This window comes from Rhodococcus sp. ARC_M6 (assembly GCF_022810305.1).
GTDB lineage: Bacteria > Actinomycetota > Actinomycetes > Mycobacteriales > Mycobacteriaceae > Rhodococcus_F.
Genome location: NZ_JALGQH010000036.1, coordinates 33,145 through 54,152, shown reverse-complemented (window position 1 = coordinate 54,152; position 21,008 = coordinate 33,145). Strand labels below are relative to the sequence as shown.

Genomic DNA, 21,008 nt, shown 5'->3' with positions numbered 1-21,008 from the left:
CGCCTGGCGGTTTCACGTGAAACAGGCTCTACTGGCGTGGTTTCGCAAGCGGGAAGGCCAGGGTTTCGCGGATGCTGCCACCGGTGATCAGCATGACCACACGGTCGACACCCATCCCGAGTCCACCCGTCGGAGGCATTGCATGCTCGAGAGCCTGGAGGAAGTCTTCGTCCACTTCCATGGCTTCGGGGTCGCCGGCCGCTGCCAGCAGCGACTGCTCGGTCAGGCGGTTGCGCTGATCCACCGGGTCGGTGAGCTCGCTGTAGGCCGTCCCGAGTTCAACGCCCCACGCCACCAGGTCCCACTTTTCGGCAACGCCCGCAATGCTGCGGTGTGGTCGGGTGAGGGGAGACATGGAGGTGGGGAAGTTGGTGTAAAACGTCGGAAACTCGGTGAAGTCCTCGACCAGATGCTCGTACATTTCCTGCGCGATCGCGCCCGTGTCCCAGTTGGCCTGGTACGGGATTTCGTTGTCGTCGCACAGTTTTTGGAGCTCGTCGAGGCTGGTTTCAGGAGAGACGTCGACGCCGAGCTTTTCGGCGACAGCCCCGTGCATCGTCTTGACCGGCCACTCGCCGGAGATGTCGACCTCCACCAATTCGCCGTCCGGGCCGGGACGCATGATGATTTCGCGTCCGAAGGCTGCAACGGCGGCAGCCTGGATGAGCTCGCGGCACATCCGCATCATGTCCTCGTAGTCGCTGTGCGCCTCGTAGGCCTCGAGGATCGTGAACTCGGGATTGTGTTTGAAGTCGACGCCCTCGTTGCGGAACACTCGACCGATTTCGAACACTTTCTCCATACCGGCGACGCACAATCGCTTGAGGTACAGCTCGGGCGCGATGCGCAGATACAGATCCAGGTTGTAGGCATTGATGTGTGTCAGGAACGGAGCTGCGTTGGCGCCGCCGTGCACCTGCTGCAGGATCGGTGTCTCCACTTCGAGGAATCCGCGGCCGTCGAGGGAATCGCGCAGTGACTTCACGACGGCACTTCTGGCCTCGAGCAGTTTCCGGGCCTTCGAGTTGATAGCGATGTCCAGATAGCGTTGACGGACCCGGGTTTCGGGATCAGCGAGGCCCTTCCACTTGTCCGGCAGCGGGTGCAGGCACTTGCCGTTCATCCGCCAGGAGGTGGCGATCAACGACAGCTCGCCTTTTCGGCTGCGGCCGATGGTTCCGCTGACCTCGATCAGGTCGCCGAGGTCGAATTCGGCGGCGAACTTCGCCAACTCTTCGCGCCCGACGTGGTCTTGATCGACCAGAACCTGGATATCGCCGGACCAGTCACGCACATCCGTGAACATCACTCCGCCGTAGTCGCGCACTCGTAGGATTCGGCCGGCGATACGCACCCGGGTGCCCTCGGGAGACTGTGCCGCCGCGGCAATCGTGTGCGTCGGCGGGTACGCGATGGGATAGGCGCTGATGCCTGCGTCGTGGAGCGTTGCGAGTTTGTTCATGCGGACGCGAACCTGCTCGGGCCTTCGCGGTCCCGACGCGATCAGTGCGGGTGCGGAGTCCGGCGGGCTGCCGTCGGCATGCAGACCTTCGGCAGTGACGAGTGCGGCCGGCAGTGCCTCGTGAATTCCGGTGTGTTTGGTGGCCTTGCTCGATCTACGGCTGAAGCTGGGAAGGACGACGAAGCCTTCGGCGATCGCGGACGCGAATCCGACGCGTGGGAGTTCACGGTTGTCTTCGAAGCACAGGAAGCGAGGTTCCCAGTCGGGCTGATATTTGACGTTCGATCGGTACAAAGCTTCGAGCTGCCACCAGCGCGAGAAGAAGACCAGCACGCCGCGCCAGATGCGCAGGATCGGGCCGGCGCCGATGCGTGAGCCTTCCTCGAACACCGACCGGAACACGGCAAAGTTGAGCGAAACCTTGACGACGCCGATCTCGTCGGAACGTGTCGCGAGTTCGGAGACCATCAACTCCACAACACCATTTGGCGACGAGGGTTTACGACGCATCAAGTCGAGCGAAACTCCGTTGGGTCCCCACGGAACGAGGGACAGCATGCCGACGACGGACTCGTCGTCCGTTCCCTCGCCCATCACGGCTTCGACGAGGAGGCAGTCGCCGTCGAGAGGATCACCGAGTCGGCCGAGCGCCATCGAGAATCCACGTTCGGTTTCGGTATCGCGCCAGTCGTCGGCGCGAGTGATGGCGGCGGCCATGTCTTCGGGTGAGACGTCGCGGTGGCGTCGCATCCGGACCGTCACGCCTTGGCGTCGTACGCGGGTGACGGCTTGGCGCACCGGACGCATATCGCGCCCGTTCAGATTGAATTCGCGAGTGCGCAGGATGGCTTCGTCGCCCAGTTGCAGGACGTTCAGGCCCGCCCGTTTGTAGGCGGTGGCTCCGGTTTCGCTGGCCCCCATGACGGCGGTCGCCCAACCGTATTGCGAGGCCAAATCCTGCCACGCCTCGATGGCGTGCGGCCAGGCTTCGGGGTCGCCGACGGGGTCGCCGCTGGCCAGGCAGACTCCGATTTCCACACGATAGGTGATCGCGGCTTTGCCACTGGGCGCGAAGATGACGGCCTTGTCGCGGCGAGTGGCGAAGTAGGCGAGGGAATCGTCGGCACTGTAACCCGCGATCAATCCGCGAAGTGCGGATTCGTCATTGCCGGTCAGTGCGTTGTTGGAGCGTTGGGCACGAAAGAGCGTGATGACAGCAGCGAGTAGGGCCATGGCACCGAGGAGGCCGAGGATTGTGTTGACGAATGCGCGAGGGTGGCCTTCGAAGTTTTCGTTGTCGACCGCTCCGGCGGCGGTGACGCGGTTCAGTGCCCACAGGAATCGCTGAGCAGTTCCCTCGAGTGTTCCCGGGAAAAGTTCGACCAGACCCCAGCCCACCAAGGTGGCCAATGCCAGGCCGACGATGAGGACGCCGAGAGCTTTCCAGCCGGCACCGCGTCTAACTCGTGTGTAGAACTCGGGGCGTGCCGCGATCAGAATTCCGACGACGATCAGCAGAACCACAATGGCGACGGCGCTGTTGATGTTCTTTTCCTGGATCGTGGTGTTGACGTTGTTGAGTGCGCCCAGGAACAGATAAATCGTCAGTATCCACCAAGCGATCCGCTTGCGACTGGCAAGCGCCGCGGCAAGCAGGCCGACGACGAGCGCCCACGACAGGCTCGTATCCGGTGCGTCGAAGTAGTAACTGTCGATGTACTCGCGGGGCACTCGAACGATATGTCTGAGCGTGGGAGAAAGGCTCCACAGGAAGACCAGGACGGAGAACACTCCGAGGATCAATCCCGAGATATGCGGGACCTGGCTCAGCCGACCCTTGTGGGGCCGACGCGATTTTCGCGGACTTCCCGGCGGAGATTCAACTAACTCTGCGGTTGTGTCCGTGGCTTCGCTGATAGGTGCCATCGAGCTTCCTCCCATACCGGTCGATCAGTCCTCACCGCTTCAGTGTGGTCTGTCGTGTCCGATTTTGTGCGAGGGAGGAGAATGTTGCTCATGACCGCCAACATTCCTGCAGTTCAGATCCGTGACGAAATGATCCGACTCGGCCAGTTTCTCAAGCTCGCAAACCTCATCGAGTCCGGTGCCGAGGCCAAGGAAGTGATTGCCGACGGTTTGGTGTCGGTCAACGGCGAGGTGGAGGACCGTCGAGGCCGTCAGCTTCGCGACGGCGATGTGGTCGAGATCGGCGGGATGGCTGCCAAGGTGGAAGCTCCCGCCTGATCCCGTTTCTACTTTTCGCGGACGACTATCCCGTCGTGGTCGCTGTAGACGATCTCGCCCGGATTGAAGGTGACGCCGCCGATTTCGACGGGCACGTTCTTTTCACCGGAGCCGGTCTGCGTGCTCTTGCGGGGGTTGGTACCCAGTGCCTTGACGCCGATATCGAGGGTGCGCAGGATCGCGGAGTCGCGGACCGCTCCGTTGACGATGACGCCGGCCCAGCCGTTGTCGACGCCGCGTCCGGCGATGATGTCGCCGACCAGTGCGGTGTGAATGCCGGCGTCACCGTCAACGACGAGGACACCGCCGTTGCCGGGTTCGCTGAGGGTCTGCTTGACCAGCAGGTTGTCCTGGAAGCACTTGATGGTGGTGATGGGGCCCGCAAAAACTTCGCGGCCGCCGAACTGGGTGAACTGCGTATCGCAGCTACGGATGTCGGGTCCGATTTCGTCGGCAAGGTCAGCAGTGGCTACAGGCTCAGTCATGCGTCACAGAATAGTCGGCACGTCAGGCCTGGGCCTGTTGGTCGGTTCTGAGGTGCTTGACGGGGCATCCGGTGGGGAATGTTCCCAGTTCTTCGACCTTGTAGCCGGCTGGGTAGCTGCGAATGCTTGGCTGCTCGCGTGCGAACTTTCGGGTGGTGCGTACCGGGAAGAGACGCAGTAGTCGGCCTCGGGCTTTGAGGGCGCCCCGCGAGATCAGGCGCATCGCGGCGGAAGGACGTTTGTACCCGAATGCGTCGAGAAGGTGGTTGTCCATGAGAGAGAAGGCAAATCCCTTGACGAGCGCTTTTGGTGCGAAGTTGTTGGGCGGGAACGTGCACATCAGGTCGAGGGTGGCGTCGGCGACCGCACGAGCGCCGGGGTCGAACGAAAAGTGCTCTCTCTCATAGTTATCCATGAACTCTGCAAACTTTTCGTACGTGTCGGGAGTGTCCTTGATGTTCATGTGTCGACCGAGTTGGCGGTAGTAGTTCACGGACCCGGCGATTTCGTTGGTGGTCATCTTGCGCCAACCGTAGGCATCGAGCCAGCGCACGGGAGTGACGACAAACGTGGACAGCACATAAACCATGTCGTCGTTGGAAATGTCGTACGAGCCGTGCATTTGATTCATTCGCCGGACACTTGTACGACCTTCGGGGCTCCCGAGGCCATGTTCGAGTATCGAGTCGAGGATCAGAGTGGTGTCGTCGTAGCGCTTTTGGACTTTGTCGGTGAACTCGCCGGTGGAGAACAGCAGCTTGCCGATGGAGGGCACCGCGTAGGTGCGGAACAGCGCAAAACTGAGTGCCTGAGTGACGTCCCACGGGAATTCTTGTGTGGTCAGGATGCGCGACATTTCCTCGTAGTCGGTTTCGGGATCGAGTCGATCCGTGCGACTGCGGAGTTCGTATCGCTTCATGGGAACACTCCAGGGCTAGGTGTGGGCTATGCCACCGAGAGTAGTTCTGACAACGCATGTTGTCTAGTGCTTCGGATTGGTCGGTATCCGATCGTTTCAGGGGTTGTAGCAGGGGTATCCGATCAACGGAATTGTCGAACCGAGGAGTTCCCATGAGCGTGCCCCGCACCGTCCGAATCCTGGCAGCTGTCGGACTGCCAATCGTCGCGTCAGTTATGTACGCGGGCACTGCATCCGCGGATCCGCCTCATCCCTTCGGTGGCGCCGCCGTGACCATCGGATGCCCCAATCAGGGTTCGTTGGCATCGTTTACCGGTTTGACCGGGCAGTCCGGTCCCGAAGCGAATCCGCCCATCGCCAAGGGTGACATCCGCTTCGAGTCCTTCCCGGCGGCCGCGCCCCTTCCGGCCGCCGGTCAGGTCACTGTTGCCTGGGTCAATACCGATACGGGCAAATCGGGAATCGTCGATTTGATGGGGTCCTATCCCTATCTCTCGGCAACCGTGAACACCGGACCTGGCAATGTGGTTGCGACCGCATTCGGCTCCATCAACTGGGGCAGTAGCCCTATCTGCCAAAGCAATCCGACGATCGGTCGATTTATTGCCTAGAAATCTCCGGTAGGCAGCGCTCGAGCTCGGTGGGCGTGTAGAAGAAGCTACCGCTTGCTACCGGCGTGCAGGGCTCGGCAAACGCGGTTTCGCGCTCGTTGTAGAGCATGCGAACCAGTTGCGCATTGTCGGGTCCGGAGTAGACATCCCACGAGATGTTCGCGGCCATCGGGCTGACGTGCTCCCCGCGCCAGGGGTTGTTCGCGTACGTGTACAGCTCGCCCTCAGGCTGCTGAACTGTGCTGCCGGGCAGCTTCAGCAGTGCCGCGAACGGGATGATCGTCTCTGCGTGTGCAAATCGGAAATCCGCTCCGGGCAATGTATTTGCGCTCGTATGTGCCTTCAGGCCGGCGAGGAACTCGTCACGCAGGACGGTCGCCATCCGGTAGGTCACGTCTTCGCCGGCAAAGCCGGGTCCTTTGGCGTAGAAATCCTCGGCGTCGTTGGTGTACGCCAGCCACTGGGCGTCATCCTGATCGATGAAGCGCCCGAAGTTCCAGTCGCCTTCCTCGCCCATGCCCGGGGTGATGATGTACGTGTTGTAAAGCATGTACGCGGCATCAACTTCGTCGTTGATCTTTTCCGAGCCCTTTCCTCGGTCGACGAGTGAGAACTCCCCGGCGACAAGGCGATCCACGAAGCTCTCGCTGTACAGCTTTGTCATCATGTGCCGCGAAACCTCACGAGTGCGAGGCAGGTTCGAGATCTCCTCGTCGACTGCCTCCAAGCGAGGATCGGAGTCTTCGTACTCCTTGTACTCGTCATCGGAGTCGTGGAAGTAGAGGACATCCGGGTCGTTCGTGACGGCTCCGATGTTGCCGGCAACATCGGGGTAGGCGGCGCTCAGGCCCTGGCCGAAGTTCGCGGCGCTGTCCACGGCGCGGTCGACGCCCGACGACGTCAACGTGATCGCGCCGTCCTGGGCTGCGATGGCGCCGAAAAGCTGCGGAAGACGTTCCGTCACCCGAGCGCCCAACTCGCGGTGTTCGGTGATGCCGAGACCGCTGAGGTTGCCGTAACCCAATGTGTTGTTGGCGGCCATGAGCTTACGAAGCTCCGGACCGAAGTCCTTGCCGACGGAAGTCAAGGCATTCTCGGCGTCGGCGATCTCCCAGAGTTGCAGACTCAAGTCGTCGTACTTGAGGCTGGAAAGGGCTCGTGAACCATGCCGTGCAACGTTTTCCGTGTACACGGGTGTGAAACCGGCCGGCGCGCTCTGAAGGTCGCTGATGCGCTGACCCTGTGAATACGGGGTCTTGGACGTGAAGCCGCCGACGGCGGGTGTGCCCGCCGCATCGGAAGACCCTGAGCTGGAGCTGAAATCGACCGAGCCGAACGGTGATGCGGCAGAGCTGGCCGCCGTACCGGTCGTGACGAGCATGAGTCCGACAGCTCCCGCTGCCGCCAGCAAACCGAAGCGTGGGCTCCGCATGGTGTTAATCCTCTCCGTCAGTGCCGAGATGGCACGACCGTAGGAAAGTTAGAGCGACTAAGTATCTGGAGATGGCAGATTGGCGGGCCTGCGAGTGGACGCGAGGTTACAAGTCGGATTCACCTACGTCAGGCCGACCGCGCCCTTGGCCAGCAGTACTGTAGCGGCCGCGATGATGATGTAGGTGGTGGCGCGACTCAAGGCGGACAGCGATATTCGCCGCGACAGGTAGGAGCCGAGCACGTGGCCGCAGGCCAGTAGGGGAGAGAATACCGCCGCAGTCAGTAGTTCTGTTCCGGTGATGCCAACCTGCAGTTCGAGAGCAAGCAGCGTTGCCACCGCCATGACAAGAAAGATCGTCGAGAGCGTGGAACGCAGTGTGGCGGCGTCGTTCGGGCGATAGGTGAGTGAGAGCGGTGGACCGGGCATCGCGGCCAATGCGCCCATGAATCCGGCCGCCGCGCCGGCGCCGGCAAGTGTTCGCCACGAACCCACTACAGACTTGCCCGAGAGCAGAACCGCCCCTGCACTCAATGCAAGTACGGCAACCAGACATCGCACGGCCGCGGTATCGACCCGCTGCAGAAACCACAGACCGACGACGATTCCGGGAATCATTGTGACGGCGGCAATTCCTACTGTCCGAGCGTCGCAGTGTGTGCGCTCTCGTATCGCCACCATGAGCATCATCGGAATTGTGAGAATCAGCAACGGCGCTGGAACAAGTTGGGGTGCAACGAGAATCAGGGTAGGTCCGGCGATCAAACCGAAGCCCGATCCGGCTGCCGATTGAATCGTCGCTGAGACGACGAGCGTGCAGGCAACCAGGAGAAGAATCACATTTCCCAGTCTGCGGCGCATCTGGCACTGATGGAAGATCCAGTTTGTGCAAGCATTGAGAGGGCCAGAATGTGGGCCGGTACAAGGAGGAATGCACAGTGCGATCGCACGACGATCTCGGTCAACTGTTACAAGACACGTCGGCACTTCTCGACGCGGACTCCACTGTGCCGATGTACCGACGGGTTCGAGCGATGATCGAAGATCTACTTGCTCGCGGTGTGTTCGACAGCGGTCGGCCGATGCCGTCCACCCGGTATCTGGCCCAGGAACTCGGTGTTTCCCGAAACACGGTAGCCGCTGCCTATGACGAGTTGATAGCGCTCGGAGTCATCGAGAGCCGTCCTCGCAGTGGACTTTACGCGGCCGCTCCGCTCACCCGCGCATCTCCGCTCGAGTCGGCTTCGCGCGCAGTACCGGTCGACTGGTCCACGCTGCTGCAACCGCGAGAAAGTGTCGAGTTCACTCGAACCCTCGGGCACCCTGACGCATTCGACTACCCGTACCCGTTCATCAGCTCTCAGCCCGAACTGCGTTCGTTCCCGGTGCGCGGGTGGCTTCGCGCCGCCAGTGAGGCAATGACCGGTCCGCACCTCAAATACAGCGTGCGCGACGCCGTCGACCAGGATGATCCGCTACTCGTCGAGGCCTTGCGCAAAGAGATTCTCCCGTCGCGCGGTATCGAGGCGAACGCCGACGAGATTCTCGTGACCAGTGGTACCCAGCAAGGGTTGTCGTTGATTGCCGACGTACTGATGCATCCCGGCAAGATCATGGGATTCGAGAACCCCGGATACCTCGACGCCATGCATATCTTCAAGCGCTCCGGAGTGGAGTTGTCTCCGATACCCGTCGACGGCCGCGGCGCAGTATTCGAGCAATCGACAGTGTTCGACGCTATGTACCTCACGCCCAGCCATCATCACCCCACCAATGTCACGTTGAGTCTCCCCCGGCGCAAGTTGCTCCTCGAATTGCTGGAGGAGAGAAACGGTTTCGTGATCGAAGACGACTACGACAGCGAATTCCGTTTCCGCGGGCGGCCGACGCCGTCGCTCAAATCGCTGGGGGACAACCGCCGCGTCATCTATCTCGGATCGTTCTCGAAATTCCTGTCGGCGGGACTGCGAATCGGCTACATCGTGGCGGATCCTCCTGTTATCGCGGCACTTCGAGCCGAGCGGCACCACCGGACGAAGCATCTGCCGGGGCACATCCAACGCTCGTTGGCGCTGTTCATCACCTCCGGTGACTATCACAAGGTTCTGCGTTCACACCGTCGCAGGCTCAAGCAGAACTGGGAGATCATCACCGACTCCGTCAACAAATACATGCCCCGCGTAGAAGCGCCGTCGTTTCCTCCGGGCGGTGTCAGCATCTGGTACACCGGCCCGGAGGATCTCGATGCCGCCGAGTTGACAGACAGAGCGGCACGTCAAGGCATTCTGGTTGCGGATGGATCGCGCTATTTCTTTCCCGGTACGGGTTCCCGCAACTGCCTGCGCTTGGGCTTCGGTTCGATTGCGCAGCAGTCGATCGAACCGGGTATCGCGCTGCTCGGCAGCATCGCTCACCGGATGCTCGAGGAGTCACGATCCGCTAGTGGTCACCGCGGGCCGTCGTAGTACGAGTCGGCCACGTCGAGTGCCGTGTCGAGCATCGCCATCGCGGCGTCGACCTGGGTGGGCGTCACAGTGCACGGGGGGACGACATGGATGCGGTGGTAGTTGTTGAAGACGAGCAGACCGGCCTCGCGAGCAGCGGCCATCGTCTGACCAATGGCAGCATTGGTTCCGCCATACGGAGAGAGCGGCTCTCGGGTCTCACGGTTTGTCACCAGATCCAGTGCCCAGAAGACGCCGAGCCCGCGGACATCGCCGACGCTGGGGTGCTTCTCGGCGAGCGCACGCAAGCCGGGGCCGAGTGACGTGCGGCCGATGAACTCGGCGTTCTCGACAATGGATTCCTCGTGCATCGTCGTTATCGTCGCGACGGCCGCAGCACAGGCCAGGGGGTGGCCGGAGTAGGTCATCCCACCGGGGTACGGACGCTCGGCAAACGAGTTGTAGATCTTCTCGCCGATGATGACTCCGCCGAGAGGTACGTAGCCCGAGTTGACGCCCTTGGCGAAGGTGATCAGATCCGGAATTGCGTCGTAGTGGTCGATGGCCATCCACGCGCCGGTACGACCGAAGCCGGACATGACCTCGTCGCAGATCATGACAATGCCGTACCGATCGCAGATGTCACGAACGCCCGCCATGTATCCGGGCGGCGGCGGCATGATGCCGGACGTACCCGGGACGGATTCGACGATGAGGGCGGCAAAGGCTGCCGGTCCCTCGAATCGGATCAACGTCTCGAGGTGTTCCAGAGCGCGCTCACATTCCTGTTCCTCTGTCTCGGAACGGAACTCGGACCGATAGAGGAATGGTCCGTGGAAGTGGACGGCACCCGAGTTGCCGTAGTCGTTCGGCCAGCGTCGGTGGTCTCCGGAGAGATTGATCGTCTCGGCGGTAGCGCCGTGATAGGAGCGGTAGGCCGAGAGGATCTTGTATCGTCCGGTGTGCAAGCGCGCCATACGAATTGCATGCTCGTTGGCATCGGCGCCGCCACTGGTGAAGAAGACCCGTTCCATCCCTTCGGGCGAAATTTCGGCGATCAGACGCGCTGCCTCGGACCGTGCCTCGTTGGCGTGAGCCGGCGCAATGGTGCACAGCTTTGCGGCCTGCTCTTGAATTGCCGCAACAACCTTCGGATGCTGGTGGCCGACATTCGTGTAGACGAGCTGGGAAGAGAAGTCGAGGTACGCCTTGCCGTCCCCGTCCCAGAGGTAGCAGCCGTCTGTGCGCTCGACAACCATGGGCTGCAATGACTTCTGTGCCGACCACGAATGGAAGACGTGGGCTCGGTCCAGTTCATACGTCCGTTGTGCGGTGCTGATTGCGGGAGCTGCCATGGCAGGTACCTCCTGATCGAGGGGTTGAAACTGTGCGTCCACTCAATGATGGAGAACGGATGTGGTCCTCCGCCAGATCCAGATTCCGGGGAATCTCGAGGGGCCAGTTACACGGACGAACCATTGCGTTAACACGAGAACGGAACGTTACGACTGGCCCGAGAAAATGACCATGCAGGTGGCTCTGGAGTAGGTGCCAGATCCGGAGAACACTGGTGCACAGTTCAGCAGCGCCTTGGGGTATCTCTCAGGGCCGAAACATTATTCACCGAGGAGTTCCCAACTATGTCCGTCATGAAAACTCCAGTTGCCGTGGTTACCGGGGCCAGCAGTGGCATTGGCGCCGCTACGGTGCGGCACCTCGTCAAGGAGGGGTTCGACGTGGTGATGGGCGCACGCAGAATGGATCGACTCGAGGAGTTGGCTCGTGAAACAGGCGCTCGCGCTGTGCCTCTCGATGTCACCGATGTCGCATCGGTCGAGGCCTTCTGTGGCCAGGTCGACCGATGTGACGTACTGGTCAACAACGCCGGCGGCGCACTGGGAGCAGACACCATCGCGGACGCTGACGAGGCAGACTGGACCGCGATGTTCGATGTGAACGTGCTCGGCGTACTGCGCGTCACGCAGCGCCTCCTCCCGCGTCTCCGTGAGAGCGAAAACGCTACCGTCGTCAGCATCGGGTCAATCGCCGGACGTGAACCGTATCTCGGAGGTGGCGGGTACAACGCCGCGAAACATGCTGTGACAGCACTTACTCGGGTGCTGCGACTCGAATTGCTGGGCGAGCCCATTCGCGTTTGTCAGATCGACCCCGGCATGGTGGAAACCGAATTCAGCATGGTCCGCTTCGGCGGCGACAAGGCGCGCGCCGACGCCGTGTACGCGGGCGCAGATCCGCTCACCGCTGATGATATCGCCGAATGTGTTGCCTGGGTGGTCACCCGGCCGAGCCGCGTCAATGTCGATTCGATGCTCGTCCTCGCTCGTGACCAGACATCCGCACAACGAGTGCACCGGAGGACCGTATGACAACTATCAGCCCCGCGCCGGCGATCACGAAGACGCTACCCAGTGCTCCGGTACCGGCAGTGTCACGGCCGCGTAAGAAGAAGTACTTTTCGCCGAGCCGGCTGCGCTCCATCGGAGTTCGGTGTGCGGCACTGTTTGCCTTTCTGGTCATCTGGTGGGGAATTACCGCCGCCGGTGTGATCGACGAATTGTTCCTTCCCTCGCCGGGTTCGGTGTGGGATGCGTTTATCAGGGCCAATACGTGGCATCAGGTTGCACCCGGAGTCGACCGCGAAGTACTCGGCGAGCAGAACTACTTCCTCTGGGAGCATCTGATCGCCAGTGGGCAGCGCATTGCGGCCGGTGTCGGAGCGGCTGTCATCGTGGGACCGTTGATCGGTTTTGCGATGGGTATGTCGGTTCCGATCAGGACTTTCGTGGAGCCGTACCTGAACTTCTTGCGTGCATTGCCGCCGCTCGGATACATCGGTCTGCTGATCGTCTGGTTCGGAATCGGTGACACATCCAAGATTTGGCTGCTTTTCCTCGCAGCTTTTCCACCCATCGCGATCGCCACGCTGAACGGCGTCACCTCCGTCAAGGTGGATCAGATCAATGCCGCGAAGGCGCTGGGCGCCAGCCGTACTCAGGTTCTCACCAATGTGGTCTTTCCGTCGACGTTGCCGGAAGTAATCAACGGAATTCGGATTGCCGTCGGATTTGCCTGGACGACGGTGGTTGCCGCGGAACTCAACAACGGTATTCCCGGTATCGGCGGACTCGCGTATCTGGCCGGCACACAGCTCAATACTCCTCTGACAATTGCGTGCATCATCGTTATCGGTTGTGCCGCACTTGTTCTCGACTCGGCCATCAAGGCAGTGGGAACACTCGTAGCGCCATGGAAGGGTAAGGCATGATCAGCAATTCAGGACGCACGGCAATTGCAGTGATGACGGCTGCGGCCCTGGGAACCACCCTCACCGGCTGTGTGGAAACGGGCCGTGGTGAGATGAGCCGCTCGATGGCCACTTCGGTGACTTGTCCTGTTGTGATGGATGAATCGGTCACCACGACAGCCCGCATCGGGTATCAGGACATTCCCAACGGTGATCTGATAGTCAAGGATCAGGGGTTGCTCGAGGCCTGTATGCCCAACGCAGACATCACGTGGAGCAAGTTCAGCTCCGGTCAGGATGTAGTGCAGGCCTTCGGTTCCGGAAGCCTGGATCTGGGAACGTTGGGTTCGAGTCCGGCAACAATGGCGTTGTCGGCTCCGCTGAACATTCCCATGCAGGTGGTGTGGATCCAGGACGTCATCGGAGAAGCGGAATCGCTGGTCGTGAAAGATCCGTCCATCACAACACTGGAAGGACTGCGCGGCAAGAAGATCGCCACACCGTTCGGTAGTACGTCGCATTACAGCCTCCTTGCTGCTCTCAGTGCTGCGAACATGGCCGCGGATGTCACTCTGATGAGTTTGAAGCCCGATGCGATGCTCGGCGCCTGGCAGGGTGGGCAGATTGATGCCGCGTGGGTCTGGGATCCGACACTGTCAAAGTTGACCGCCGACGGGCACGTCATCATGAGTAGCGCCGATGTCTCCGAGATGGGTGCCCCCACGTTCGATTTATCCGGTGCCACGACTGAATTCGTTTCTGCCAATCCGGAATTCATGGCCATGTGGACCAAGCTGCAAGACTATGCGGCCGGTCGGATCAACGCAGATCCCACGGGCGCGGCGGTGTCGATGTCGGCGCAACTCGGTATCGCACCGAATCTGATCACGCCGCAGTTGGCCGGCTACAAGTATCTGTCGGCCGCTGATCAGGCGAGCAATACCTACCTCGGTGGAGATTTTGCGCAGAGCCTGTCGGGGACTGCGAAGTTCCTTCTGGAGCAGGGAAATATCGACGCGGTCAGTCCCGATAGCGCCTACGTCAGCGGAATCTACACGGATGCAGTGAAGAAAGTAGGCCAGCCATGACTACCGCTGTCGATCTCAGCACCCGGGTAGTGCTCACCGATGTTCGGAAAGAATACGTCGCCGCCGGCGAATCTGTCCTTGCGCTCGACTCGACCAGCTTGACCTTCGAACCGGAAGAATTTGTATGCGTCGTCGGACCTTCCGGTTGCGGCAAGACGACGCTCTTGCAGATGCTCGCCGGTTTTCAGGAGCCGACCGAAGGCACCATCATGGTCGGAAACACTCACATCAAGGGGCCCGATCCGGATCGTGGTGTGGTGTTTCAACATTCGAACCTGTATCCGTGGTTGTCCGTGCGGAAGAACGTGGAGTTCGGCCTGAAGATGCGGGGTGCGCCTCGCGCGGAACGTGCGGCTGAGGCTGATCGGATGTTGGAACTGGTGGGCTTGGAATTGTACGGCGACCGTAAGCCGTACGAGCTGTCCGGTGGTCAGCAGCAGCGCTGTCAGATCGCCCGCGTTCTCATTACCGATCCGCGAATCATACTGATGGACGAGCCTTTCGGTGCGCTCGACGCGATGACCCGCGAGAAGCTGCAACTCGAATTGCTCGATCTGTGGCGTGAGCGTCGTAAAACCGTGTTCTTCGTGACGCACAGTGTAGAAGAGGCAATCTTCCTCGGTACCCGAGTCATCGTGATGAGTGCTCGCCCCGGGCGGGTGATCTACGACCACAAAGTGTGGTTCAAGGGCGACAACCAGCAGCCGACGGATACCGCGATCCGTTCGACACCGGAGTTCGTGGCGATGCGTGACGAGGTCGCCGCCAAGATCTACGAAGCCCAAGGTTTGATCGGCGCAACAGTCGCCTTGCACTGATCGTTTCCAATTGACTTACTGTGGAGGTAATTTCGTGAAGGTTGTTCAGAAGAAGCGTGTTGTCCGACTATCCAGCGGAACTCTGGCGCTGTGCGCGGCTGTATCGGCAGCTGCCTTTACTTCCACGGCGTCGGCTGAGGGATCTCTTTCCTTCGGGTCCGTTCAAGCCGCACCTCAGTTGTCGCCGGGAACATTGATCACCGCGCATAATCTGATCGAATCTGCGGCCCTGCCCAGCGCCGCCAAGAACGAGCGCATCACGTACCTGTCTCAAAGTGCCTCCGGAAAAAATATTCTGGTGTCCGGAGTGGTCGCCATTCCCAAGACACCCGCTCCGGCGGGCGGCTGGCCGGTAGTCAGTTGGGCGCACGGAACCACCGGTGTCGCCGATGCGTGTGCGCCGTCGGCAGATACCCCGAAGGGCCCGGTGCACGATTACCTTTCGGGGGTGGACCAGACGCTCGATAAATGGGTCGCCAATGGATATGTCGTGGTGCAAACCGATTTCGAAGGGCTCGGCACACCCGGCGGGCATCCGTACATGAACGGGACCAGCGCGGCCAACACCGTGACGGATATCGTTCGCGCTGCGCGGCAGGTGGACCCGTCGGTCGGCAAGGACTGGTTTGCTATGGGACACAGTCAGGGTGGACAGGCGGCGGTCTTTACCGCGGCACTCGGTCAGGACCGTGCGCCCGAATTGAATCTGAAGGGCGCTGTGTCGGTTGCTCCCGGAAACGGAACTGCCAAGATTCCGGAGTTGGTGTCATCCGGCAACGCGGCCATGTCGGGTGCGGTGCCGTTTGTTCCGGTCATCCTTCTCGGCGCCCAGGCAGCAGACCCGTCGATTATCGCCGAAGAGTTGCTCTCCGACGAGGCGCAGCCTCTCCTCGAAGCGGCACGCACGGGTTGTCTCGCCGCGGTTCGGGCAGTGCCGCCGATACCCGTCAACCAGATCTTCCGGGCGGGAGCGGATCTCACGGCTCTGACGGCAAACCTGAACAAGCAGGAGTTGGCGACGGTGACACCCAAGGTGCCCACGCTGTTCGCCCAGGGAACTGCGGATGTGCTTGTCTCGGTGGGAAGTACAACCGGAGCGGTCAAGGATTTCTGCAGCAAGGGTTCGGAGGTCGAGTTCATGACCTACGAGGGTGCTGATCACCGGGGAGCTATCGGGGCATCCTACGACGACGCCCTGGATTTCACGACGAGGATGCTCGCCGGGCAGGCAGTGAACTCCGGCACCTGCTAGTCGGCTCAGCGACCGTGACGCTTTTCGTAGTCCTCACGGTCGCTGTCGGCGCGGCGCTGCGCTTTCTCGTTCAGTAGATCCGGATCGAGGCCGTGGCTCAGGAGGCGGTGCCGGCGGTAGATGGTGCCCAAGGCCACGACAAAGTAAGCCAGCGGGATGAGCAGTAGAGCCATCATTGCCAGCGGAATCCAGATCGGTCCCGGGATCAAGAGGAACAGCATGAGGATGAGCATCGCCGGCACGGTGAAACGAACGATGTAGCGGACCTGTGCGCCCGGACCGACAAGATCGTTGCGAACCCAATCCTGGTAGGTGTCGGGGAGCGTCTTACCCAGAAGGTATCCGCAGTACTGGGGGAAACTCGGGCGGGTCTGTTCGGCCATACTCCCAGGATAGTTGCCCCGTTCGGTCGGTTTACGCCGGTGCCTGGAATATGCGTCGATCGAGGTGGCGGAGCAAGGGCCCACTTCTTTCGGGGGCGTCGAACCTGCAGAATTCTCTCTGTGAGTTCTGAGACCGCACTGCCGAAATCCGCCCCACGGCGCTTTCACCGCGCCTGGTCGGTTGCGATCGTGGCGTTTCTCGCATTGGTGGGTGCAGCGAGCTTCCGCGCGGCCCCGTCGATATTGATCGAACCGCTCCACGAGGACTTCGGCTGGTCACGGGCCAGTATTTCGGCTGCCGTCTCGGTGAACCTTGTTCTGTACGGCCTCACGTCACCGTTTGCGGCAGCGCTCATGGAGCGCTTCGGGATTCGGGCCGTCGTCACCTCGGCGCTGGTTCTGATCTCGCTCGGCAGTGGCTTGACCATCTTCATGACATCGAGTTGGCAGCTCGTCCTGCTGTGGGGCGTTTTTGTCGGCCTCGGTACCGGATCGATGGCCCTGGCATTTGTCGCGACCATCGTCGACCGCTGGTTTGTCGAGAAGCGTGGACTCGTGACCGGCATTCTGACCGCCGGCGGTGCGGCCGGTCAGCTGGTGTTCCTGCCCGTTCTGGCGAAGATCGCCGAGACTTACGACTGGCAGAGCGTCGCCTTCACCGTCTCGTTCGCCGCGTTGGCCGTCGTACCGTTTGTTCTCCTGTTCCTGCGAAATTTCCCGTCCGACGTAGGTACGACGCCTTACGGTGCTCCAGCCGATTACGTTGCCCCGGCCTTGCCCGTCCACCAACGCGGCGGCGCTGCGGGCCGCGCGATTTCGGTGCTGGTGACGGCGTCGAAAACCAAGGTGTTCTGGCTCCTTGCCGGAACTTTCGCAATCTGCGGTGCGAGCACCAACGGGCTCATCGGTACGCACTTCGTTCCGGCGTCGCACGATCACGGCATGCCGATCACGACGGCCGCGTCGCTCCTGGCGGTGATCGGAATCTTGGACATGGTCGGGACCATCGCGTCGGGGTGGTTCACCGACCAGATGGACTCTCGGAAACTTCTCGGCGTCTACTACCTGTTTCGCGGGATCTCGCTGCTCTTCCTGCCGTTGCTTCTCGCCAACACGGTCAATCCGCCGATGATCGCGTTCGTCATTTTCTACGGACTCGACTGGGTGGCGACGGTTCCGCCGACTGTCGCGCTGTGCCGGCAGCATTTCGGGGCCGACGCCCCTATTGTGTTCGGTTGGGTGCTGGCGTCGCATCAGATCGGTGCCGGCCTCGTGGCTTTCCTCGCGGGCCTGGTCCGCGATCAGATCGGCTCGTACGACGCGGCCTTCTATGTGGCGGGCGGGCTGTGTGCGATCGCAGCGGTGATGTCACTGCTCATCGCGAAGCGACCGAAACACGCGGTAGTGGTCTCTGTGTGAATCGGCACTGTGATCGGCACCACGGACGGGGTAGGTTGTGTGTAACTTAAGGAACTACTCACCAGTAGGGGTAAAGAAATGCCTGCTCCGTCCGCTGCGACCTTCTCGCGGCTCGCCGAACTGATCGCCATCGACAATGCTGCCGATCGCCCGACGAAGTCCATCACCGAGGTGTTCACCGGCAAGGAGCTGGCGACCATCCCCGTCGGCACCGCCGACGATGCTCTCGCGGCCATCGCCCGTGCCCGCGTCGCTCAGAAGGAATGGGCCAAGCGTCCCGTTCTCGAGCGCGCTGCCATCTTCCACCGTTACCGCGACCTCATCCTCGAGAACCGTGACGCACTCATGGACATGGCTCAGGCCGAGACCGGCAAGTCGCGCACTGCGGCGCAGGAAGAAGTCCTCGACATTTCGATGACGGCACGCCACTACGCACGCGTTGCCCCGAAGCTGCTGCGTCCGCGCCGCGTCTCGGGCATGCTGCCGGGCCTGACCAAAACTGTCGTCCGCTACCAGCCCAAGGGTGTTGTCGGCGTCATCTCGCCGTGGAACTACCCGATGACACTGGCAGTTTCCGACGCCATCGCTGCGCTGATCGCCGGCAACGCCGTCGTTCTCAAGCCGGACAGTCAGACGCCGTACTGTGCGCTCGCCTGCGTAGAACTGATGTACAAGGCCGGTTTGCCGCGAGACCTGTTTGCAGTTGTTCCCGGACCGGGCTCAGTTGTGGGCACCGCGCTGGTCGAGAACACCGACTACCTGATGTTCACCGGTTCCACTGCCACCGGTCAGCTGCTGGCCGAGCAGGCCGGACGCCGTCTCATCGGTTTCTCCGCCGAGCTCGGTGGCAAGAACCCGATGATCGTCGCTGCCGGTGCTGATCTGCGTGAGGTCACGGACGCCGCAGTGCGAGCGTGCTTCTCCAACTCCGGCCAGCTGTGCATCTCGATCGAGCGTATCTACGTCGAAGAGTCCATCGCACCCGAGTTCATCCGCATGTTCGGTGACCGCGTCAAGAAGATGAACATCGCGGCCGGCTACGAATTCGGCATCGAGATGGGCAGCCTCGTCTCCGAGGCTCAGGTCAAGGCCATCTCCGCGCATGTCGACGACGCAGTTGTGAAGGGTGCCACCGTCATTGCCGGTGGAAAGGCCCGCCCGGACATCGGACCGCTGTTCTACGAGCCCACCCTGCTCACCGGAGTTCCTGCTGACGCCGACTGCTACCGCGACGAGACTTTCGGGCCCCTCGTCTCGATCTACCCGGTCAAGGATGTCGAAGAGGCCATCGCTCAGGCCAATGACACCGAGTACGGCCTCAACGCCAGCGTCTGGGCCGGCAGCAAGGCTGCGGGCGAGGCAATTGCCGCACGTATTCACGCGGGAACCGTCAACGTCGACGAAGGCTACGCACCCACCTGGGGCAGTACCGCAGCGCCGATGGGCGGTATGGGCGTCTCGGGTATCGGACGCCGTCACGGACCCGAAGGTTTGACCAAGTACACCGAACCGCAGACGATTGCGACCACCCGCATCATGAATCTCGGTGGGCCGCGGGGAATCCCGGCCAAGGTGTGGGCCAAGCTCATGCCTCACGCCATCAAGATCATGTCCTGGGTTCCGGGTCGGTAACGGGTGGAACGCGCAAGCGCTTATATCGAGGCAACACCGTCAGCGGTCTGGGCAGTGGTCAGCGACCTCGAAGGAATGGGTCGCTTCAGTCCCGAAAACACCGGCGGCAAGTGGACTTCCGGAAAGCCAGGGACAGTTAGTGCGAAGTTCATCGGCACCAACAAGCATGGTCTGATTCGCTGGAGCACTCGCTGCACTGTCACTGAAGTTGTTGATGGTCAGAAGTTTTCCTTCGAAGTGGACGAGTCGAAGGCTCGGTGGACTTTCCTCGTGGAACCCTCCGATGCGGGAACCCTGCTCACCGAGACCCGCGAGGTCTTTGCGTCGGCGCCACTCCACGTGCGAATTCTGTCCGGAAGTGGAGTGCTGGGGCGGGGCCGAGATCAGCTGATGCAGAGCGGTATCGAAACCACACTGACGCGCATCAAGGCGTTTCTCGAAAAGTAGTACCCACAAAAGCGGGCCGCACTCATATCGAGTGCGGCCCGCTTTGTCTGGTGTTCTGATCAGCCGGCAGCGTCGATGAGTGCTGTGTAGACCCGTTCCGGTTCTTCGGCAATACGATTGAGTACGTAGAGCCACCACTCGGTTCCGAAGAGCACGTATTCGCGAGTGGTGAAGCCCGCCGCGCTCAGAGCATCGAGTTGCTCGGTTCCGAGGCCCAGCAACATTTCGAACTCGACATGGTCGGCCTTCAGTGCCGAATCATGTTCTGTGCATACCGCTTCGATGATGTCGCGATCATGCGTTGCAATCGCAATCGGGTGACCAGCGTCCACGATCTGTGACACGTACTTCAGGTAGGCGTTGCGCAATTGCGCGCTTCCGCGCGGATAAGCGATCGAATCCGGTTCCAGGAAAGCGCCTTTCACCACACGGATACGGCCGGGACGCCCCAGGAGAGTCGTGATGTCCTCGGCGGTTCGATGCAGTCGTGCCTGAACAGTGATGCCTACGTGGGTAAATCGCTCTGCCAGCCGGGCATGCATATCGAGAACCAGATCAGTGCGATCGGACCCCTCGGCTGAGATCATCAACTCGGTACCGGCTCGCTCGGTTGCCTCGGCTAGGCGAATGACGTTGTTGTAGCACAGTTCCGGATCAACTACGAGGCCGATGTGTGAGAGATCGAAGGACACCGTGCTGTCGACGCCCGTCGTGCCGATGCGCTCTGCAACTTCGACGAATACGTCGGTTTCGGAGTTTGCGAGTTCGGAATCGCGAACACTCTCTCCGGTGTATTCAATGCTGCCTTTGTGTCCGCGGGCAATGATTGCGGGTAGGCGATCGAAGGCGTCGTCGATCGTTTCGCCGGCGACGTAGCGATCGGCGACTCGACGTGCGAGTGCTGCCGACGTGGCGTCCGCCATCGTGCGTGCTTTCAACGTTTCATCGAGCGCGAGACGCCGAAGTACGTCGGCAGCCTGAGCTTGCAGGTCATTGTTCACGGCCTCAGCCTACGTTCGTGAGATTCCGGGAATTATTCTTCCAACCCTTGCGTTCGATCTATTGTCGATATATCGTCGATACGTCAAGTAAATACAAACCGTCCAG

19 protein-coding genes are annotated in these 21,008 nt (G+C 61.2%); 11 read left to right on the top strand and 8 right to left on the bottom strand.

Going from position 1 to position 21,008, the window contains the following annotated elements; genetic code table 11:
- Nucleotides 1-28: 28 nt before the first annotated feature.
- Nucleotides 29-3,388: a bifunctional lysylphosphatidylglycerol synthetase/lysine--tRNA ligase LysX gene (gene lysX, locus MTX36_RS25955; protein ID WP_243622535.1), complete on the bottom strand. Its 3,360-nt coding sequence runs from the start codon at nt 3,386-3,388 to the stop codon at nt 29-31.
- 90 nt (nt 3,389-3,478) lie between these two features.
- On the opposite strand from lysX, the gene MTX36_RS25950 reads away from it, so the two are divergent.
- Nucleotides 3,479-3,706 carry an RNA-binding S4 domain-containing protein gene (locus MTX36_RS25950; RefSeq protein WP_094274684.1) on the top strand — a complete coding sequence of 76 codons (228 nt, stop codon included), beginning with the start codon at nt 3,479-3,481 and terminating at the stop codon, nt 3,704-3,706.
- An 8-nt stretch (nt 3,707-3,714) separates the two neighbouring features.
- On the opposite strand, the gene rraA is transcribed toward MTX36_RS25950, so the two are convergent.
- On the bottom strand, nt 3,715-4,191 hold the full coding sequence (gene rraA / locus MTX36_RS25945) for a ribonuclease E activity regulator RraA (protein WP_243622533.1): 477 nt from the start codon (nt 4,189-4,191) through the stop codon (nt 3,715-3,717).
- A gap of 22 nt (nt 4,192-4,213) precedes the next feature.
- A complete protein-coding gene (locus MTX36_RS25940; RefSeq protein ID WP_243622532.1) occupies nt 4,214-5,110 on the bottom strand; it encodes an oxygenase MpaB family protein in 897 nt (298 codons plus the stop codon).
- A 152-nt stretch (nt 5,111-5,262) separates the two neighbouring features.
- On the opposite strand from MTX36_RS25940, the gene MTX36_RS25935 reads away from it, so the two are divergent.
- A complete protein-coding gene (locus tag MTX36_RS25935) occupies nt 5,263-5,721 on the top strand; it encodes a hypothetical protein (RefSeq protein ID WP_243622531.1) in 459 nt (152 codons plus the stop codon).
- Here MTX36_RS25935 and MTX36_RS25930 read toward each other — a convergent pair.
- Nucleotides 5,711-7,153, bottom strand: coding sequence for a histidine-type phosphatase (locus MTX36_RS25930; RefSeq protein WP_243622530.1), 1,443 nt, complete (start codon nt 7,151-7,153; stop codon nt 5,711-5,713). The genes MTX36_RS25935 and MTX36_RS25930 overlap by 11 nt on opposite strands.
- A 123-nt stretch (nt 7,154-7,276) precedes the next feature.
- Entirely contained in the window at nt 7,277-7,993 is a 717-nt protein-coding gene (locus MTX36_RS25925; protein ID WP_243622529.1) for a sulfite exporter TauE/SafE family protein, read from the bottom strand.
- 98 nt (nt 7,994-8,091) lie between these two features.
- On the opposite strand from MTX36_RS25925, the gene MTX36_RS25920 reads away from it, so the two are divergent.
- Nucleotides 8,092-9,618: a PLP-dependent aminotransferase family protein gene (locus MTX36_RS25920; RefSeq protein ID WP_243622528.1), complete on the top strand. Its 1,527-nt coding sequence runs from the start codon at nt 8,092-8,094 to the stop codon at nt 9,616-9,618.
- Here MTX36_RS25920 and MTX36_RS25915 read toward each other — a convergent pair.
- Nucleotides 9,600-10,952 (bottom strand): aspartate aminotransferase family protein, encoded by a 1,353-nt coding sequence (locus MTX36_RS25915; RefSeq protein WP_243622527.1) that lies wholly within the window; start codon nt 10,950-10,952, stop codon nt 9,600-9,602. The genes MTX36_RS25920 and MTX36_RS25915 overlap by 19 nt on opposite strands.
- 294 nt (nt 10,953-11,246) lie before the next feature.
- On the opposite strand from MTX36_RS25915, the gene MTX36_RS25910 reads away from it, so the two are divergent.
- The 5 genes from MTX36_RS25910 to MTX36_RS25890 are packed head-to-tail and all read left to right on the top strand — an operon-like array spanning nt 11,247 to nt 16,020.
- The gene (locus MTX36_RS25910) at nt 11,247-11,984 is read left to right on the top strand and encodes an SDR family NAD(P)-dependent oxidoreductase (protein ID WP_243622525.1); all 738 of its coding nucleotides are present in this window, start codon (nt 11,247-11,249) and stop codon (nt 11,982-11,984) included.
- Nucleotides 11,981-12,883, top strand: coding sequence for an ABC transporter permease (locus MTX36_RS25905; protein ID WP_243622524.1), 903 nt, complete (start codon nt 11,981-11,983; stop codon nt 12,881-12,883). Before MTX36_RS25910 ends, MTX36_RS25905 begins: the two co-directional genes overlap by 4 nt.
- Nucleotides 12,880-13,950: an ABC transporter substrate-binding protein gene (locus MTX36_RS25900; RefSeq protein WP_243622523.1), complete on the top strand. Its 1,071-nt coding sequence runs from the start codon at nt 12,880-12,882 to the stop codon at nt 13,948-13,950. Before MTX36_RS25905 ends, MTX36_RS25900 begins: the two co-directional genes overlap by 4 nt.
- Nucleotides 13,947-14,768 carry an ABC transporter ATP-binding protein gene (locus tag MTX36_RS25895; protein ID WP_243622521.1) on the top strand — a complete coding sequence of 274 codons (822 nt, stop codon included), beginning with the start codon at nt 13,947-13,949 and terminating at the stop codon, nt 14,766-14,768. Before MTX36_RS25900 ends, MTX36_RS25895 begins: the two co-directional genes overlap by 4 nt.
- Nucleotides 14,769-14,802: 34 nt before the next feature.
- Nucleotides 14,803-16,020, top strand: coding sequence for a lipase family protein (locus MTX36_RS25890; protein ID WP_243622520.1), 1,218 nt, complete (start codon nt 14,803-14,805; stop codon nt 16,018-16,020).
- Between the two features lie 5 nt (nt 16,021-16,025).
- Here MTX36_RS25890 and MTX36_RS25885 read toward each other — a convergent pair whose 3' ends face one another.
- Nucleotides 16,026-16,403: a DUF5313 family protein gene (locus MTX36_RS25885; protein WP_094270643.1), complete on the bottom strand. Its 378-nt coding sequence runs from the start codon at nt 16,401-16,403 to the stop codon at nt 16,026-16,028.
- 120 nt (nt 16,404-16,523) lie between these two features.
- Here MTX36_RS25885 and MTX36_RS25880 point away from each other — a divergent pair, with 120 nt between their 5' ends.
- The 3 genes from MTX36_RS25880 (at nt 16,524) to MTX36_RS25870 (ending at nt 19,901) form a co-directional block, all read left to right on the top strand.
- Complete coding sequence (locus MTX36_RS25880) at nt 16,524-17,822, top strand: MFS transporter (protein WP_243622518.1); 1,299 nt, start codon at nt 16,524-16,526, stop codon at nt 17,820-17,822.
- A 78-nt stretch (nt 17,823-17,900) separates the two neighbouring features.
- On the top strand, nt 17,901-19,454 hold the full coding sequence (locus MTX36_RS25875; protein WP_243622517.1) for a succinic semialdehyde dehydrogenase: 1,554 nt from the start codon (nt 17,901-17,903) through the stop codon (nt 19,452-19,454).
- A 3-nt stretch (nt 19,455-19,457) separates the two neighbouring features.
- Nucleotides 19,458-19,901, top strand: a complete 444-nt coding sequence (locus MTX36_RS25870) for an SRPBCC family protein (RefSeq protein ID WP_243622516.1) — start codon at nt 19,458-19,460, stop codon at nt 19,899-19,901.
- A 59-nt stretch (nt 19,902-19,960) separates the two neighbouring features.
- Here MTX36_RS25870 and MTX36_RS25865 read toward each other — a convergent pair whose 3' ends face one another.
- Nucleotides 19,961-20,902 carry a proline dehydrogenase family protein gene (locus tag MTX36_RS25865; RefSeq protein ID WP_243622514.1) on the bottom strand — a complete coding sequence of 314 codons (942 nt, stop codon included), beginning with the start codon at nt 20,900-20,902 and terminating at the stop codon, nt 19,961-19,963.
- Nucleotides 20,903-21,008: the final 106 nt, after the last annotated feature.

Bases quoted from the DNA above. Each gene is read 5' to 3' on its own strand.
- MTX36_RS25885 (WP_094270643.1), bottom strand. From the start codon at position 16,403: ATGGCCGAACAGACCCGCCCGAGTTTCCCCCAGTACTGCGGATACCTT.
- MTX36_RS25875 (WP_243622517.1), top strand. From the start codon at position 17,901: ATGCCTGCTCCGTCCGCTGCGACCTTCTCGCGGCTCGCCGAACTGATC.
- lysX (WP_243622535.1), bottom strand. From the start codon at position 3,388: ATGGCACCTATCAGCGAAGCCACGGACACAACCGCAGAGTTAGTTGAA.
- MTX36_RS25895 (WP_243622521.1), top strand. From the start codon at position 13,947: ATGACTACCGCTGTCGATCTCAGCACCCGGGTAGTGCTCACCGATGTT.
- MTX36_RS25900 (WP_243622523.1), top strand. From the start codon at position 12,880: ATGATCAGCAATTCAGGACGCACGGCAATTGCAGTGATGACGGCTGCG.
- MTX36_RS25940 (WP_243622532.1), bottom strand. From the start codon at position 5,110: ATGAAGCGATACGAACTCCGCAGTCGCACGGATCGACTCGATCCCGAA.
- MTX36_RS25930 (WP_243622530.1), bottom strand. From the start codon at position 7,153: ATGCGGAGCCCACGCTTCGGTTTGCTGGCGGCAGCGGGAGCTGTCGGA.
- MTX36_RS25950 (WP_094274684.1), top strand. From the start codon at position 3,479: ATGACCGCCAACATTCCTGCAGTTCAGATCCGTGACGAAATGATCCGA.
- MTX36_RS25915 (WP_243622527.1), bottom strand. From the start codon at position 10,952: ATGGCAGCTCCCGCAATCAGCACCGCACAACGGACGTATGAACTGGAC.
- rraA (WP_243622533.1), bottom strand. From the start codon at position 4,191: ATGACTGAGCCTGTAGCCACTGCTGACCTTGCCGACGAAATCGGACCC.
- MTX36_RS25910 (WP_243622525.1), top strand. From the start codon at position 11,247: ATGAAAACTCCAGTTGCCGTGGTTACCGGGGCCAGCAGTGGCATTGGC.
- MTX36_RS25935 (WP_243622531.1), top strand. From the start codon at position 5,263: ATGAGCGTGCCCCGCACCGTCCGAATCCTGGCAGCTGTCGGACTGCCA.
- MTX36_RS25905 (WP_243622524.1), top strand. From the start codon at position 11,981: ATGACAACTATCAGCCCCGCGCCGGCGATCACGAAGACGCTACCCAGT.